General features: G+C 67.3%; 12 protein-coding genes. 5 read left to right on the top strand and 7 right to left on the bottom strand.

Translation table 11 applies throughout. From position 1 onward, the window contains the following. Nucleotides 1–41 precede the first annotated feature (41 nt). The 5 genes from LGN19_RS25410 to LGN19_RS25390 all read right to left on the bottom strand — a co-directional run bounded on the left by LGN19_RS25410 (nt 42) and on the right by LGN19_RS25390 (nt 7,523). Nucleotides 42–1,442 carry a GGDEF domain-containing protein gene (locus LGN19_RS25410; protein ID WP_226217762.1) on the bottom strand — a complete coding sequence of 467 codons (1,401 nt, stop codon included), beginning with the start codon at nt 1,440–1,442 and terminating at the stop codon, nt 42–44. Between the two features lie 262 nt (nt 1,443–1,704). Then, nucleotides 1,705–2,883, bottom strand: a complete 1,179-nt coding sequence (locus tag LGN19_RS25405) for an acetyl-CoA C-acyltransferase (RefSeq protein ID WP_226217760.1) — start codon at nt 2,881–2,883, stop codon at nt 1,705–1,707. A gap of 49 nt (nt 2,884–2,932) precedes the next feature. Next, a complete protein-coding gene (pncA, locus tag LGN19_RS25400; protein ID WP_089445808.1) occupies nt 2,933–3,565 on the bottom strand; it encodes a bifunctional nicotinamidase/pyrazinamidase in 633 nt (210 codons plus the stop codon). Nucleotides 3,566–3,605: 40 nt separating this feature from the next. Then, nucleotides 3,606–5,690 carry a 3-hydroxyacyl-CoA dehydrogenase NAD-binding domain-containing protein gene (locus tag LGN19_RS25395; RefSeq protein ID WP_226217758.1) on the bottom strand — a complete coding sequence of 695 codons (2,085 nt, stop codon included), beginning with the start codon at nt 5,688–5,690 and terminating at the stop codon, nt 3,606–3,608. 189 nt (nt 5,691–5,879) lie between these two features. Beyond that, on the bottom strand, nt 5,880–7,523 hold the full coding sequence (locus LGN19_RS25390) for a 3-(methylthio)propionyl-CoA ligase (protein WP_226217756.1): 1,644 nt from the start codon (nt 7,521–7,523) through the stop codon (nt 5,880–5,882). Nucleotides 7,524–7,669: 146 nt separating this feature from the next. Here LGN19_RS25390 and LGN19_RS25385 point away from each other — a divergent pair, with 146 nt between their 5' ends. The 5 genes from LGN19_RS25385 to LGN19_RS25365 all read left to right on the top strand — a co-directional run bounded on the left by LGN19_RS25385 (nt 7,670) and on the right by LGN19_RS25365 (nt 11,478). Beyond that, on the top strand, nt 7,670–9,238 hold the full coding sequence (locus tag LGN19_RS25385) for a protein adenylyltransferase SelO (RefSeq protein ID WP_226217755.1): 1,569 nt from the start codon (nt 7,670–7,672) through the stop codon (nt 9,236–9,238). A gap of 44 nt (nt 9,239–9,282) precedes the next feature. Beyond that, the gene (gene msrB / locus LGN19_RS25380) at nt 9,283–9,714 is read left to right on the top strand and encodes a peptide-methionine (R)-S-oxide reductase MsrB (RefSeq protein ID WP_122945624.1); all 432 of its coding nucleotides are present in this window, start codon (nt 9,283–9,285) and stop codon (nt 9,712–9,714) included. Nucleotides 9,715–9,836: 122 nt separating this feature from the next. Further along, the gene (locus LGN19_RS25375) at nt 9,837–10,367 is read left to right on the top strand and encodes a septation protein A (protein WP_043188089.1); all 531 of its coding nucleotides are present in this window, start codon (nt 9,837–9,839) and stop codon (nt 10,365–10,367) included. Between the two features lies 1 nt (nt 10,368). Further along, the gene (locus LGN19_RS25370) at nt 10,369–10,677 is read left to right on the top strand and encodes a BolA family protein (protein WP_122945625.1); all 309 of its coding nucleotides are present in this window, start codon (nt 10,369–10,371) and stop codon (nt 10,675–10,677) included. 18 nt (nt 10,678–10,695) lie between these two features. After that, a complete protein-coding gene (locus LGN19_RS25365) occupies nt 10,696–11,478 on the top strand; it encodes a peptidylprolyl isomerase (protein ID WP_122945626.1) in 783 nt (260 codons plus the stop codon). A 169-nt stretch (nt 11,479–11,647) separates the two neighbouring features. On the opposite strand, the gene LGN19_RS25360 is transcribed toward LGN19_RS25365, so the two are convergent. Both LGN19_RS25360 and purL read right to left on the bottom strand, forming a co-directional pair. Beyond that, complete coding sequence (locus tag LGN19_RS25360; protein ID WP_226217753.1) at nt 11,648–12,187, bottom strand: GNAT family N-acetyltransferase; 540 nt, start codon at nt 12,185–12,187, stop codon at nt 11,648–11,650. Nucleotides 12,188–12,192: 5 nt separating this feature from the next. Beyond that, nucleotides 12,193–16,257, bottom strand: coding sequence for a phosphoribosylformylglycinamidine synthase (purL, locus tag LGN19_RS25355; RefSeq protein ID WP_226217751.1), 4,065 nt, complete (start codon nt 16,255–16,257; stop codon nt 12,193–12,195). Between the last annotated feature and the right edge of the window lie 125 nt (nt 16,258–16,382).

The raw sequence follows: 16,382 nt of genomic DNA, 5'->3' as shown, positions 1-16,382 counted from the left end.
CGCGTCATCGAGGAATATCCACTACGGATAGCGGCATCCGCTCACCGCGCGACGACCCGGTTTCGCCCCTCCCGCTTCGCCTGGTACAACCGTTCGTCGACCACGCGCAGCAACGCATCGACCGTGCTGCCGTCGGCCCCGTATTGCGCGACACCGACACTGACCGTCACCTGCACGCGCTTGAAATCGAGCCCGAACGGCGAGCTCGCGATCGATGACCGCACACGCTCGGCCGTCATCCGCGCGCCTTCGAGCGGCATATCCGGCAGCAGCGCCATGAACTCCTCGCCGCCGACCCGCGCGAGCCCGCCGGCGGGCCGGATCGCATCGAGGCACTGGCGCACGACGCCGCGCAGCACCTCGTCGCCGATCTGGTGCCCGTACGCATCGTTGATGTTCTTGAAATTGTCGAGATCGAGCGCGAGCAGGCAGAACGGTGTGCCGTCGCGCTCGGCCCGCACCATCTCGCGCTCGACCTGCGCGATGAACTGCCGGCGGTTCGACGCGCCCGTCATCGGATCGGTCGCGGCCATGTATTCGAGCTTCTGGTTCGTGCGCCGCAGTTCCTGCAGCGCGCTCTCGGTACGCGCCATCGATTCCGACAGCCGGCTCATCAGGTCTTCCTGGCTGTAGATCGCCGAGAACGAGCGGGTCGTCTGCAGCGCCTGCACGACGCCGTAGCTGAGCAGGAAGAAGCCGCCCGCGAAAATCGCGTGCGCCAGCCACCACATGTGATTCCACGGCTTGCCGAGGATGAACGCGAGCGACGACAGCGCGAACGCCATGATCGACACGCCGTAAATCACCATCAGCGGCGAGCGGATCCGCCGCGCGAGCAGCACGGCGACGTTCAGCAGCGAGAATACGAGCGCGCCGCCTTCCATCGACAGCCGCGTGCCCAGCGCGCCCGCGACCGGCGAATACGCGATGTATGCCACGGCCGCGTTGACGATCACGAAGAACACGATCCACGGCAGCCACGTGCGCACGCTCGTGCGCCTCTCGATCCGATCGGGCGGACGCGAATACGACAGCAGGCCCGTGAGCAGCAGGATCGACATCACGAGCCGCGACGCGGGCCCGTACAGCAGGAACAGCCAGATGTTGTGATGCGCCATCCCGGTGAACACACCGTGCAGCGCATAGATCATCGCGAAGCCGAGAAAGCCAAGTGTCAGCCAACGCAGCAGCGGCTCGCCGGATGACCGGTAGCACACCCACGTCACGTAGGTGACGAACGCGCCTTCGAGCGTCGCGGCAGCAATCGCGATTTCATGGAACGCGTGGCTCTCGAACACGACGTGCGGGTCGCTGAAGAACCACAGATAGGCGATCAGATAGGCGGGCAGCAACGCGAATCCGACCAGCAGGCATTTCGCGTAGAGCCTCGCGGCCGCGCTGACGACGCGCGGCGGTTCCCCGGCTGCATAGGTCGTACTCATTCGGTCCCCGGTCGGTCTGCTGCGTTGGTTCGAACCTTCGCGGTACGGATCGCACGACGCACGATCCGGCCCATCGTGCCGAAAGGCAAATGTCAGAGCAAGTATAGGTGGGGCAATTCGTTTGACAAGTAAGGGGAAACGGCATTGCCGGGTGCACGCCTTTTGCTTCCCGATTGTTTCGAATGGCGATCCAGTCCCACCGATTCGCGTCGCGGCCGCCCGCTTCGCCGAAGCGAAACCGCGGCCGCCCCCCTGCCAAAGATCAGAGGATTTCGAACAGGCCGGCCGCGCCCTGCCCGCCGCCGATGCACATCGTGACGACCACGTACTTCACGCCGCGCCGCTTGCCTTCGATCAGCGCATGGCCCGTCAGGCGCGCGCCCGACACGCCGTACGGATGGCCGACCGCGATCGCGCCGCCGTTCACGTTCAGGCAATCCTCAGGAATCCCGAGCGTGTCGCGGCAGTACAGCACCTGCACCGCGAATGCTTCGTTCAGTTCCCACAGGCCGATATCGTCGACCTTCAGCCCCGCCTGCTTCAGCAGCTTGGGCACCGCGAACACGGGGCCGATGCCCATCTCGTCCGGCTCGCACCCGGCCACCGCGAAACCACGGAACACGCCGAGCGGCTGCAGCCCTTCGCGCTGCGCAGCGTCGGCGCTCATCACGACGCATGCCGACGCGCCGTCCGAGAACTGGCTCGCATTGCCGGCGGTGATCACGCCACCCGACACGGCCGACCGGATCTTCGACACGCCTTCCAGCGTCGTGTCGGGGCGGATCCCTTCGTCGGCCGAGACCGTCACTTCCTTCGTGAACAGGCGGCCCGTCGCCTTGTCGGCCACGCCCGCGAGCACGGTGATCGGCACGATCTCGTCGCGAAAGCGCCCGGCTTCCTGCGCGGCCGCGGCACGCAGTTGCGACTGCACGCCATACTCGTCCTGCCGCTCCTTCGAGATGCCGTAGCGCTTTGCGACGTTCTCGGCCGTCTGCAGCATGTTCCAGTAGATCTCAGGCTTGTGCTGGACGAGCCAGCCTTCCTGGATCATGTGGTGGTTCATCTCGTTCTGCACGCACGAGATCGATTCGACGCCGCCTGCCACATACACTTCGCCTTCGCCCGCGATGATCCGCTGCGCAGCCAGCGCGATGGTCTGCAGCCCCGACGAGCAGAAGCGGTTCACCGTCATCCCCGGCACGCTCACGGGCAGCCCCGCGCGCAGTGCGATCTGCCGCGCGATGTTCGCGCCGGTCGCGCCTTCGGGGTTCGCGCAGCCCATGATCACGTCCTCGACGCGTGCGGGGTCGAGCTTCGCGCGTTCGAGCGCGGCCGCGACCGCGTGGCCGCCGAGCGTCGCGCCATGCGTCATGTTGAAAGCACCGCGCCAGGATTTCGCCAGCGGCGTGCGGGCGGTCGATACGATTACGGCTTCGGTCATGCGAGTCTCCTTCGGTCCTGCTTCATGTCCTGAATCGAATGGGAAGGCGCTACGCCGCCGGGCGCGCGCCCGCGGACGTCACATGCGCGACGCCCGCTGCCTGCATCTGCTGCCATGCGTGGGCGAGCGACCCGTTCAGGTCGATCGCGCGGCACGCATCGTTGATCACCGCGGCTTCGAAACCGGCCGCGCGCGCATCGAGCGCCGACCACGCGACGCAGTAGTCGGTCGCGAGCCCGCAGCACCACACGCGCTTCGCGCCGAGCTCGCGCAGATAACCCGCGAGCCCGGTGCGCGTCGTGCGGTCGGCTTCGACGAACGCGGAATAGCTGTCGACCTGCGCGTCGCCGCCCTTGCGGATCACGAGCCGCGCATGCGGGATGTCGAGGTCGCGATGCAACGCCGCGCCTTCGGTGTCCTGCACGCAGTGGACGGGCCACAGCACCTGCTCACCATACGGCAGCGCGAGCGTGGAGAACGGTTCGCGGCCAGGATGGTTCGCCGCGAACGACACGTGCTCGCGCGGATGCCAGTCCTGCGTCAGCACGACCTGGTCGAAGCGTTGCGCCAGTGCGTTGATCACCGGCACGACCGCGTCGCCGTCGGGCACCGCGAGCGCGCCGCCCGGCATGAAGTCGTATTGCACGTCGATCACGAGCAGTACGTCGTCGGTGCGTTTCATTGCGTTTCTCCGGGTGTGCGTCGCGCCGCGATCCGGCGCGTCAGCCGTTGAACCCGCGGCCAGCCTTCGCGAGCTCCGCGATCGACGGCGCGAGCTGCCATGCATCGCCGTTCGGTGCCGCCGCGTAGCGGCGAATCGCGCGCTCGACGTTGTAGAGGCCAACCACGTCCGCGTACAGCATCGGGCCACCGCGCCACACCGGGAAGCCATAGCCGGTCAGGTAGACCATGTCGATGTCGGACGCCTTCGATGCGATCTTTTCCTCGAGAATCTTCGCGCCTTCGTTGACGAGCGCGAGCACGAGCCGCTCGACGATCTCGTCGTCGCCGATCTTGCGCCGCTCGACGCCGCGCTCCTTCGAATACGCGACGACCATCTCGTCGACGAGCGACGACGGCTTCGCCTTGCGCTCGCCCGGCACGTAGTCATACCAGCCGGCGCCCGTCTTCTGGCCGAAGCGGCCCTGTTCGCACAGGCGGTCGGCGATCTTCGAATACTGGAGATCGGGCTGCTCGATGTAGCGGCGCTTGCGGATCGCCCAGCCGATGTCGTTGCCGGCGAGGTCGCTCATCCGGAACGGCCCCATCGCGAAACCGAACTTCTCGATCGCGCGATCGACCTGTGCGGGCAGCGCGCCTTCCTCGAGCATGAAAAGCGCCTGGCGGATGTACTGCTCGATCATCCGGTTGCCGATGAAGCCGTCGCACACACCCGACACGACCGCCGTCTTGCGGATCTTCTTCGCGACGGCCATCACGGTGGCGAGCACGTCCTTCGCAGTCTGCGCGCCGCGCACGACCTCGAGCAGCTTCATCACGTTCGCCGGGCTGAAGAAGTGCATGCCGACGACGTCCTGCGGACGCTTCGTGAACGCCGCGATCTTGTCGACGTCGAGCGTCGACGTGTTCGACGCGAGGATCGCCCCCGCCTTCGCGACTTCGTCGAGCTTCGTGAACACCTGCTCCTTCACGCCGAGTTCCTCGAACACGGCCTCGACGATCAGGTCGGCGTCCTTCAGGTCGTCGTAGGACAGCGTCGGCGTGATCAGCGCCATGCGCGCGTCGAGCTTCTCCTGCGTGAGCTTGCCCTTCTTCACCTGCGCGTCGTAGTTCTTGCGGATCGTTGCGACGCCGCGCTCGAGTGCATCCTGTTTCGTCTCGAGCAGCGTGACGGGCAGGCCCGCGTTGATGAAGTTCATCGCGATCCCGCCGCCCATCGTGCCCGCGCCGATCACGCCGACGCGGCGGATCTCGCGCAGCGGCGTATCGGCCGGCACGTCGGGAATCTTGCTCGCCGCACGTTCACCGAAGAACGCGTGCCGCAGCGCGCGGCTTTCCGGCGTCATCATCAGCGCGACGAAACCCTCGCGCTCGGCAATGCTGCCCTTGTCGAAGCCATGCAGCACGCCGGCCTCGACTGCGTCGATGCACTTGTGCGGAGCGGGGAAATTCGGTGCGGCGGCCTTCGCGGAATTGCGCGCGAACTGGATGAAGCCCGCGGCGTTCGGGTGGACGATCTTGCGATCGCGTACGCGCGGATGCGGCCCCTTCTGCGCGCCGACCTTGCCCGCGAACGCGACGGCCGCGTCGAGCAGGTCGCCGTCGGCCATTTCGTCGAACAGCCCGCTCTTCGCGAGTTGCTCCGACGGCACGGGCGCGCCCGACACGATCATGTTCAGCGCGGTTTCGAGCCCCACCGCGCGCGGCAGGCGCTGCGTGCCGCCCGCGCCCGGCAGCAGGCCGAGCTTCACTTCGGGCAGCGCGACCTGCGCGCCGGGTGCCGCGACGCGGTAGTGCGCGCCGAGCGCAAGCTCGAGGCCGCCGCCCATCACGACGCTGTGCAGCGCCGCGACGACGGGCTTCGCGCTCGCCTCCACCGCGCGGATCACGGTGTGCAGCGTCGGCTCCTGAAGCGCCTTCGGCGTATTGAATTCGGTGATATCGGCGCCGCCCGAGAATGCGCGTCCCGCGCCGGTCAGCACGATGGCCGTGACCGACGGGTCCTGCGCGGCGCGATCGAGCGCGTCCATGACGCCCTGACGGGTCGACAGGCCGAGCCCGTTGACGGGCGGATTGTTGAGCGTAAGGACGGCTACGCCGTCACGAGTCGAGTAATCCACTGCCATCTGCCTGCCTCCATGCATCGCGCGCCGGGGTGGCTGCGCTTCATTGTGCGCGGTCGAACAGCCGCATGTCCGAATGAACTGAGGCAGCATACAACGAAAAAGCACGGTCGTTCAATTTGAATTTTGTTCCCGATCCGGGGACGGATCGGGCGACCGCTTCGCGAGCCCTTCCCGGCCCGGGCGTCGGCGCTACGGCGCGCAGACCGCCGTCGGCAATACGTAATCGCGGAACGTCTCGCGCAGCTTCAGCTTCTGCAGCTTGCCGGTGGCGGTGTGCGGCAGCGATTCGACGAACACGACGTCGTCGGGAATCCACCATTTCGCGACCTTGCCTTCGTAGAACGCGAGCAGCGCGTCACGGCTCAGGTTCGCCCCTTCGCGCGGCACCACGACGAGCAGCGGGCGCTCGGTCCATTTCGGATGTGCGCAGGCGATGCACGCGGCCTCGGCCACGCCCGGGTGCGCGATCGCGACGTTCTCGATGTCGATCGAGCTGATCCACTCGCCGCCCGACTTGATCACGTCCTTGCTGCGGTCGGTGATCTGCAGGAAGCCGTCGGGGTCGATCGTCGCGACGTCGCCGGTCGGGAACCAGCCGTCCGACAGCGGCGACGACTCGCCGCGAAAGTAGTGGTCGATCACCCACGGGCCGCGCACCTGCAGCTCGCCGAACGCGACGCCGTCCCACGGCAGTTCGTGGCCGTCCTCGCCGACGATGCGCATGTCGACGCCGCAGATCACGCGCCCCTGCTTCTCGAGCAGCTTGCGCTGCGCGTCGAGCGGCCGCTGCGACTGCGCCCAGTTGAGCTTCGCGAGCGTGCCGAGCGGCGACAGTTCGGTCATCCCCCATGCGTGGATCACGCGCACGCCGTATTCGTCCTCGAAGGTGCGCAGCATCGCGGGCGGGCACGCGGAGCCGCCGATCACCGTGCGGTTCAGCGTCGAGAAGCGCACGCCGGCTTCGCGCATGTAGTTGAGCAAACCGAGCCACACGGTCGGCACGCCCGCGGAGAACGTCACGCGCTCCGCTTCCATCAGCTCGTACAGCGATTTCCCGTCGAGATCCTTGCCGGGCAGCACGAGCTTGCCGCCCGTGAGCGGCACCGCGTACGGCAGCCCCCATGCGTTGACGTGGAACATCGGCACGACGGGCAGCACGGCGTCCATCGCGGACAGGTTCATCGCGTCGGGCAGTGCGGCGCCGTATGCGTGCAGCACGGTCGAGCGGTTCGAATACAGCACGCCCTTCGGGTTGCCGGTGGTGCCCGACGTGTAGCAGAGCCCCGACGCCTGCTGCTCGTCGAGGCGCGGCCAGTCGTAGCGGCCGTCCTCCGCTTCGACGAGGGTTTCATAGCAGAGGAACGGCGTCGTGCCGGACGGCAGGTGCGCGGCGTCCGTCATCGCGACCCAGCCCTTCACGTGCGGGCATTGCGGCGCGATGGCGTCGACGAGCGGTGCGAAATTGATGTCGAAGAAGACGTAGCGGTCTTCCGCGTGATTGACGATGTACGCGATCTGCTCGGGGAACAGGCGCGGGTTGATCGTGTGGCACACGGCGCCCATGCCGCCGATCCCGTAATACGCTTCCAGATGCCGGTAGCCGTTCCACGCCAGCGTGCCGACGCGATCGCCGGTCTCGACGCCGAGCCGCGCGAGCGCCTGCGCCAGCTGCTTCGCGCGGCGTTCGCAATCGCGATACGTGTAGCGATGCAGATCGCCTTCGACGCGCCTCGACACGATCTCCGTGTCGCCGGCATGCCGCGCGGCATGAGAAATCAGCGAGGACACCAGCAACGGCATGTCCATCATCTGGCCCAGCAACGGCTTACCCATCGTCTTGTTCTCCGTGAGGATGCGAATCGGTGCCTCTGCAACGCGCCCGTCAGCGGCCCCGGACGGGCGTGGCGCACGGTGCGCGCGTCACCATGCGGGCGGCGCGGCGCCGCCTTACAATATCGGCTTACCCAGAGGCGCTCAACATGTCGTTTTCCCGAAGCGCAGCCGATCCGGCTGACACCCTCCCCGACCTCGCTGCCACGCTCGGCGCACCCGCCGAAGGCGCGTTCGTCACCCTTGGCGACGCGTTTCATACGCGGCTGCCGGCTGCGCCGCTTGCCGCGCCATACGTCGTCGGCTTTTCCGACGAAGTCGCGCATCTGCTCGACCTGCCGCCGTCGGTCGCCGCGCAACCCGGCTTCGCCGAGCTGTTCGCCGGCAACCCGACGCGCGACTGGCCCGCGAACGCGATGCCGTATGCATCGGTGTATTCCGGCCACCAGTTCGGCGTGTGGGCCGGCCAGCTCGGCGACGGCCGCGCACTGACGATCGGCGAACGCACCGGCACGGGCGGCCGCCGCTACGAGCTGCAGCTGAAAGGCAGCGGCCGCACGCCGTACTCGCGGATGGGCGACGGCCGCGCGGTGCTGCGCTCGTCGATCCGCGAATTCCTGTGCTCGGAAGCGATGCATCACCTCGGTATCCCGACCACGCGCGCGCTGACGGTGATCGGTTCCGACCAGCCGGTGGTGCGCGAGGAGATCGAGACGTCGGCCGTCGTCACGCGCGTGTCGGAGAGCTTCGTGCGCTTCGGCCACTTCGAGCACTTCTTCTCGAACGATCGCCCCGACCTGCTGCGCCAGCTCGCCGATCACGTGATCGACCGCTTCTATCCGGAGTGCCGTCGCGCCGACGATCCGTACCTCGCGCTGCTCGAAGCCGCGACGCTGCGCACCGCCGATCTCGTCGCGCAGTGGCAAGCCGTCGGCTTCTGCCACGGCGTGATGAACACCGACAACATGTCGATCCTCGGCGTGACGATCGACTACGGCCCGTTCGGCTTCGTCGATGCGTTCGACGCGAACCACATCTGCAACCACTCGGATACGAGCGGGCGCTACGCGTACCGGATGCAGCCGCGCATTGCGCACTGGAACTGCTATTGCCTCGCGCAGGCACTGCTGCCGCTGATCGGGCTGCAGCACGGCATCGCCGACGACGATGCGCGCGCCGAGCGCGCAGTGGAAGACGCGCAGGCCGTGCTCGCGAAGTTCCCGGAACGTTTCGGCCCCGCGCTCGAACGCGCGATGCGCGCGAAGCTCGGCCTCGAACTCGAACGCGAGAACGACGCCGAGCTCGCCAACAAGCTGCTCGAGACGATGCATGCGAGCCACGCGGATTTCACGCTGACGTTCCGCCAACTCGCGCAGATCTCGAAGCACGACGCGAGCCGTGACGCGCCCGTGCGCGACCTGTTCATCGACCGCGACGCGTTCGATGCGTGGGCGAACCTCTACCGCGCGCGGCTGTCCGAGGAAACGCGCGACGATGCGGCACGTGCCGCCGCGATGAACCGCGTGAACCCGAAATACGTGTTGCGCAACCATCTGGCCGAAGTCGCGATCCGGCGCGCGAAGGAAAAGGATTTTTCGGAAGTCGAGCGGCTCGCGCAGATCCTGCGTCGGCCGTTCGACGAACAACCGGAGCATGAAGCGTACGCCGCGTTGCCGCCCGACTGGGCCGGGTCGCTCGAAGTGAGCTGCTCGTCCTGAGCCCCAACCCGCGCGTATCGACCGACCGATCAGGAGAACCCCACATGTCCCACGATTCCGACGACAAGACCTTCCCGTACGAGAAGGACGACGCCGAGCTGCGCCGCCGGCTCACGCCGATGCAGTACGAAGTCACGCAGCACGCGGCCACCGAGCGTGCGTTCACCGGCGAATACACCGACACCGAAGACACCGGCATCTACCACTGCGTCGTCTGCAGCACGCCGCTATTCGAATCCGGCGCCAAATTCCACTCGGGCTGCGGCTGGCCCAGCTACTTCAAGCCGCTCAACGGCGAGGTGATCGACGAAAAGGTCGACTACTCGCACGGGATGGTACGCGTCGAGGTGCGCTGCAACCACTGCGGCGCGCATCTCGGCCACGTCTTCGAGGACGGCCCGCGCGACAAGACCGGTTTGCGGTACTGCATCAATTCGGCTGCGTTAAACTTCGAGTCCCGACCCGAAAACGAATGAGCGGCGCCGGGCGGATCCGCGGGGCGCCACTCGTCGCCGCCCGATCCGCTCCAGCGGTGCCTGGCGGGTCCCTACAACGGTGAAAGGCCGCGCAAGCGGCCTTTCACGCAGCTGCGAGCGCCATGAAATTCCTGTTCGATCTGTTTCCGATCATCCTGTTTTTTGTCGCCTTCAAGGTCTGGGGCATCTTTACCGCCACCGCCGTCGCGATCGTCGCGACGCTGGCCCAGGTCGCATGGGTCGCCTTCCGGCACCGGAAGGTCGACACGATGCTGTGGGTCAGCCTCGGCGTGATCGTCGTCTTCGGTGGCGCCACCCTCGTCCTGCATGACGAGAAATTCATTCAATGGAAACCGACTGTGCTGTACTGGCTGTTTGCGATCGGGCTGCTCGCCGCGCGCTATGCGTTCGGCAACAACCTGATCGAGAAGATGATGGGCAAGCAGCTCACGCTGCCGCACCCCGTGTGGGACAAGCTGAACGTCGCATGGGCGCTGTTCTTCGCGGTGCTCGGCGTCGCGAACCTGTACGTGGTGCACAACTTCACCGAATCGCAATGGGTGAACTTCAAGCTGTTCGGCACGACGGGCGCGATGGTCGTGTTCATCATCCTGCAGAGCCTGTGGCTCACGAAATACCTGAAGGACGAGTGACATGACGGACACCTTTCTCCACGCATCGCCCGACGAACGCATCGCACTGATCGAAGCGCGCCTCACCGCCTCGCTCGCCCCGCTGTCGCTCACCGTGCGCGACGACAGCGCGCAGCACGCGGGCCACGCCGGCGCGTCCGCCGGCGGCCACTTCACGGTCACGATCGTGTCGGCCGCCTTCGCCGGCAAGCCGCGCGTCGCGCGGCACCGGCTGGTGTATGATGCGCTCGCTGATGCGATGCAGCGCGGCATTCACGCGCTCGCGATCGTGGCTTACACGCCCGAAGAATTCAACGAATCTTCAATCTAGTCTCATTAGGAATTCCCGATGATCCTGAAATCCCCCCGCCTGTGGGTCGCGGCGGCTGCTTTCGCAGCGGCACCGGCATTTGCCCAGAACATCGCCGTCGTCAACGGCACGCCGATTCCGAAGTCGCGCGCCGACGCGATGGTGGCTCAGCTCGTCCAGCAAGGCCAGACCGACAGCCCGCAACTGCAGCAGGCCGTGCGCCAGGAACTCGTGAACCGCGAAATCCTGATGCAGGAAGCGATCCGTGAAGGCATCCCGAACCGTCCGGACGTGAAGGCGCAAGTCGCCGTCGCGCAGCAGACCGTCGTGCTGCGCTCGATGATCGAGAGCTTCCTGAAGAAGAACCAGCCGACCGACGCCGAAGTGAAGGCGCGCTACGACGACCTCGTCAAGAGCACCGGCGGCAACCGCGAATACCACCTGCACCACATCCTCGTCAGCGACGAGCAGCAGGCGAAGGACCTGATCGCGAAGATCAAGGCCGGCGCGAAGTTCGAGGATCTCGCGAAGCAGTACTCGAAGGATCCGGGCTCGGGCAAGAACGGCGGCGATCTCGACTGGTCCGACCCGAAGGCGTACGTGCCGGAATTCGCGGCGGCCGCGCAGAAGCTGCAGAAAGGCCAGATGACCGACACGCCGGTGCGGACGCAGTACGGCTGGCACATCATCCGTGTCGACGACATCCGCGACATCGCCCCGCCGCCGTTCGATCAGGTGAAGGCGCAGATCGCGCAGCAGCTCGTGCAGCAGAAGCTGCAGGCGTTCGAGGAAGGTCTGCGCCAGCAGGCAACTGTCAAGTAACGCCGGCACGCGTCGCACGCGCATCGAAAAGCCGCTCTTCGGAGCGGCTTTTTTATTGCCCCCGCGCTGACTGCCGGTGCGTCACGCTGCGCCGCAGCCCGACAAAAGAAAAGGCCGCTCCGAAGAGCAGCCTTTCCCGTGCCGGATTCACGCGCACCGCAGGCGCAGGCTACGCGGGATAGAACACGTCGTGATAGCGGACGTCGCCCGACGGGCGCGGTGCCGAATCGTCGAGCGACAGCGCGAGGAAATACTCGGGCGGCACGCCCGGGAACACGATGTCGCCGGATGGCGCAAAGCCGAACCGCGTGTAGTACGCGGGTTCGCCGAGCAGGACACAGCCGCGCGCGCCAAGCCGGCGCAACGCGTCGAGCCCCGTGCGCACCAGCCCCGCGCCGATGCTCTGCCGCTGGCAGTCGGGCAGTACCGCGAGCGGTGCCAGCCCGTACCAGCCGTCGGACGGTTCGCTGCCGATCGACACCGGCGAGAACGCAACGTGCCCGATCAGGCGGCCGTCGCGCTCCGCGACGAGCGAGACGCTCAACGCACCGTCCGCCCGCAGCGTGTCGACGATCCGCCGTTCGAACTGCCCGCCTTCCGGTTCGCCCGCGAACGCGGCGACGATCACGCGACCGATCGCGTCGGCCTCGCTCGCGCGTGCGTCGCGCAGCGTGACGACCTCGACCGGCGCATTCGGGTCGAACATCATCCCGATCAGCCGATCCAGCGGCGCGCGTTACGGAACACGCGCATCCACGGGCTCGCTTCACCCCAGCTTTCCGGGTGCCAGCTCATCGCGACCGTACGATGCACACGCTCCATGTGCGGCATCAGCACCGAGAAGCGGCCGTCGGCCGTCGTGACCGACGTGATGCCGGCCGGCGAGCCGTTCGGGTTGAACGGATAGCCCTCGGTCGCTTCGCCGCGGTGGTCGACGAAACGCATCGCGACCGCGACGCGATCGATGTCGCCCTGCTGCGAGAAGTCCGCATAGCCTTCGCCGTGCGCAACCGCGACCGGAATCCGCGAGCCTTCCATCCCCGCGAAGAAGATCGACGGCGACTTCTCCACTTCGACGAACGAGAAGCGCGCCTCGAACTGCTCGGACTTGTTGCGCGTGAACTTCGGCCACGCTTCCGCGCCCGGGATCATCGACGCGAGGCTCGACAGCATCTGGCAACCGTTGCAGATGCCGAGCGCGAACGTGTCGGGACGCGCGAAGAATGCCGAGAACATGTCGGCGAGGTTCGCGTTGAAGCGGACAGTCTTCGCCCAGCCTTCGCCCGCACCCAGCACGTCGCCGTACGAGAAGCCGCCGCATGCGACCGCACCCGCGAAATCGGCGAGCGTTGCACGGCCGGCGAGCAGGTCGCTCATGTGTACGTCGTGCGCGTCGAAGCCCGCGCGGTCGAACGCGTAGGCCGTTTCCAGATGCGAGTTCACGCCCTGCTCGCGCAGGATCGCGACGCGCGGCCGTGCGCCGGTCGCGATGAACGGCGCGGCGATGTCGTCGGCCGGATCGAAGCTCAGCACCGGTGAGATGCCCGGATCGGCCACGTCGAGCAGCGTGTCGTATTCGGCATCCGCGCACGCGGGGTTGTCGCGCAGGCGCGCGATGCGCCAGCTCACTTCGCTCCAGGCGCGATGGAGTTCGCTGCGCGGTGCGTCGAAGATCTTCTTCGCGTCGCGGTACACCTCGATCACGTCGCGGTCGTTGACCGAGCCGATCACGTGCGAGCACGCCGACAGCCCGAACTCGCGCAGCGCGCCGAGCACCGCGTCACGGTCGGTCACACGCACCTGCACGACAGCGCCGAGCTCTTCCGAGAACAGCGCACGCAGCGTGCGATCGTCGCGGCGGCCGCTCGTCTGCTTCGCCCAGTCCTTCGCGTCGCCGTAGTCGGATTCGTGGTTCGGGTCGAGCGTCAGCATGTCGACGTTCAGCGACACGCCCGCGTGGCCCGCGAACGCCATTTCGCACACCGTCGCCCACAGGCCGCCGTCCGAGCGGTCGTGGTATGCGAGCAGCTTGTCTTGCGCATTGAGCGACTGGATCGCGTTGAAGAAGCGCTTCAGGTCTTCCGCATCGTCGACGTCCGGCGTCGTGTCGCCGACCTGCTGCGTGACCTGCGCGAAGATGCTGCCGCCCATCCGGTTCTTGCCGCGGCCGAGATCGATCGCGATCAGCACGCTGTCGCCTGCGTCGGCGATGCGGCGCAGTTGCGGCGTCAGGTGGCGGCGCACGTCCTCGACCGGCGCGAACGCGGAGATGATCAGCGACACCGGCGACACCACTTCCTTCGCGACGCCCTGCTCGTCCCACTTCGTCTTCATCGACAGCGAATCCTTGCCGACCGGGATGCCGATCCCGAGTGCCGGGCACAGCTCCATGCCGATCGCCTTGACCGTGTCGAACAGCGCGGCGTCCTCGCCGGCCGTGCCGCATGCGGCCATCCAGTTCGCCGACAGCTTCAGCTTGTCGAGCGACGCGATCGGCGCGCTCGCGATGTTCGTGATCGCCTCGCCAACCGCCATGCGGCCCGATGCCGGCGCGTCGATCACCGCGAGCGGCGTACGCTCGGCCATCGTCATCGCCTCGCCCTTGAAGCCCGCGTAGTCGAGCGCGGTGACCGCGCAGTCGGCCACCGGCACCTGCCACGGGCCGACCATCTGGTCGCGCACCGACGTGCCGCCCACCGAGCGGTCGCCGATCGTGATCAGGAACGACTTGCTGCCGACCGTCGGGTGCTTCAGCACGTCGACCGCCACTTCCGACAGCGCGATGCCCGTCACGTCGACCGGTGCGCGCTCGGTCGCCACACGCGTGACGTCGCGATGCATGCGCGGCGGCTTGCCGAGCAGCACTTCCATCGGCATGTCGACCGGGTATTCGTCGGTGCCCGTCGCTTCGTCGTCGACGAGCTTCAGCTGGCGTTCGTCGGTCGCGACACCGACCACCGCGAACGGGCAGCGCTCACGTACGCAGATCGCCTCGAAGCGCGGCAGGTCGGCCGGCGCGATCGCCAGCACGTAGCGCTCCTGCGCTTCGTTCGACCAGATTTCGCGCGGCGACAGGCCCGATTCCTCGAGCGCGACCTTGCGCAGCTCGAAGCGCGCGCCCTTGCCCGCACCGTCGACGATCTCGGGGAACGCGTTCGACAGGCCGCCCGCACCAACGTCGTGGATGCTCAGGATCGGGTTTTCCGCGCCGAGCTGCCAGCAGCCGTTGATCACTTCCTGCGCGCGACGTTCGATTTCGGGGTTGCCGCGCTGTACCGAATCGAAGTCGAGTTCGGCCGTGTTCGCACCGGTCGCCATCGAGCTCGCGGCGCCGCCGCCCATCCCGATCCGCATGCCGGGGCCGCCGATCTGGATCAGCAGCGAGCCTGCCGGCACGTCGTGCTTGTGCGTATGTTGATCCGCGATGTTGCCGAGGCCACCCGCGATCATGATCGGCTTGTGATAGCCGTGCACCTTCCCGCCGACGTTCTGCTCGTACACGCGGAAGTAGCCGCCGAGGTTCGGGCGGCCGAATTCGTTGTTGAACGCGGCGCCGCCGAGCGGGCCGTCGATCATGATCTGCAGCGGCGACGCGATGCGGTCCGGGCGGCCATACGGGCCGTGCGCGTCGTTCGGGTTGCGCTCGCCGACCGGCTGCGCCGCGTCACGTGCGTTTTCCCACGACTGGCGGGCGTCCGGCAGATCGAGGTTCGACACGGTGAAGCCCGTGAGGCCGGCCTTCGGACGCGCACCGCGGCCCGTCGCGCCTTCGTCGCGGATCTCGCCGCCCGCGCCGGTCGCCGCACCCGGGAACGGCGAGATCGCCGTCGGGTGGTTGTGCGTCTCGACCTTCATCAGCGTGTGCGTGAGCTCGGTGTGGCGGCCGTAGCGCTCGCCCGGCTCGCCGGCAGCGCCTGCGTTGCGCGGGAACCAGCGTTCGGCTTCGGCGCCGACCATGATCGACGAGTTGTCCGAATACGCGACGATCGTGCCCTGCGGGTTCAGCTTTTCGGTGTTGCGGATCATCGCGAACAGCGACATGTCCTGCGCTTCGCCGTCGATCGTCCACTGCGCGTTGAAGATCTTGTGGCGGCAGTGTTCGCTGTTCGCCTGCGCGAACATCATCAGTTCCACGTCGGTCGGGTTGCGTTCGAGCTTGCGGAACGCGTCGACCAGGTAGTCGATCTCGTCGTCGGCGAGCGCGAGACCCAGCTCGGCGTTCGCGCGTTCGAGCGCGCCGCGGCCGACACCCAGCACGTCGACGCTCGCGAGCGGCTTGGCCGGCAGTTCGTCGAACAGGTGCTTCGCGTCGTCGCGTGCGGCGACCACGCTTTCGGTCATCCGGTCATGCAGCGCGGCCGCGACGGCCGCGCGTGCGTCGTCCGACAGCGCCTTCTTGCCGCCGAGCAGGCCCGACTTCAGCGTGACCGTGAATTCGATGCCGCGCTCGATGCGGCGCACGTGCGTGAGGCCGCAGTGCTGCGCGATGTCGGTCGCCTTGCTCGCCCACGGCGAGACCGTGCCGAAGCGCGGCAGCACGACGAAGGTCTCGGCCGTGCCCTTCTCGGCCGCCGGTTCGAACGGCGCGCCGTAGTGCATCAGCGCGTCGATGCGCGCGCTGTCGTCGGCCGACAGCGGCTCGGCCGCATTGACGAAGTGCAGGAACTGCCCGCGCACCGCGACGATGTTGGCGTCGATTTGCCTGAGCGTGTCGAGCAGACGGGTTTGACGGAAATCGGAGAGGGCCGAAGCGCCGGGAAAACACGAGAAGTGAGCCATGGGCTGGACTGACGTCGATGAGTCGCGCGAGGTGGCGACGTGGGGCGAAAGGTAGGGTAGCCCCCCTTCCTTACGGAAGAAGGGCCCCCTAAGAACCGTACGTGCGAGTTTCCCCGCATACGGCT

The sequence above is a fragment of the Burkholderia sp. AU30198 genome (genome assembly GCF_020419825.1).
Classification (GTDB): Bacteria; Pseudomonadota; Gammaproteobacteria; order Burkholderiales; family Burkholderiaceae; genus Burkholderia.
Note: the sequence above shows the minus strand (reverse complement) of the source record. Positions and strands in the feature narration are given on the sequence as shown.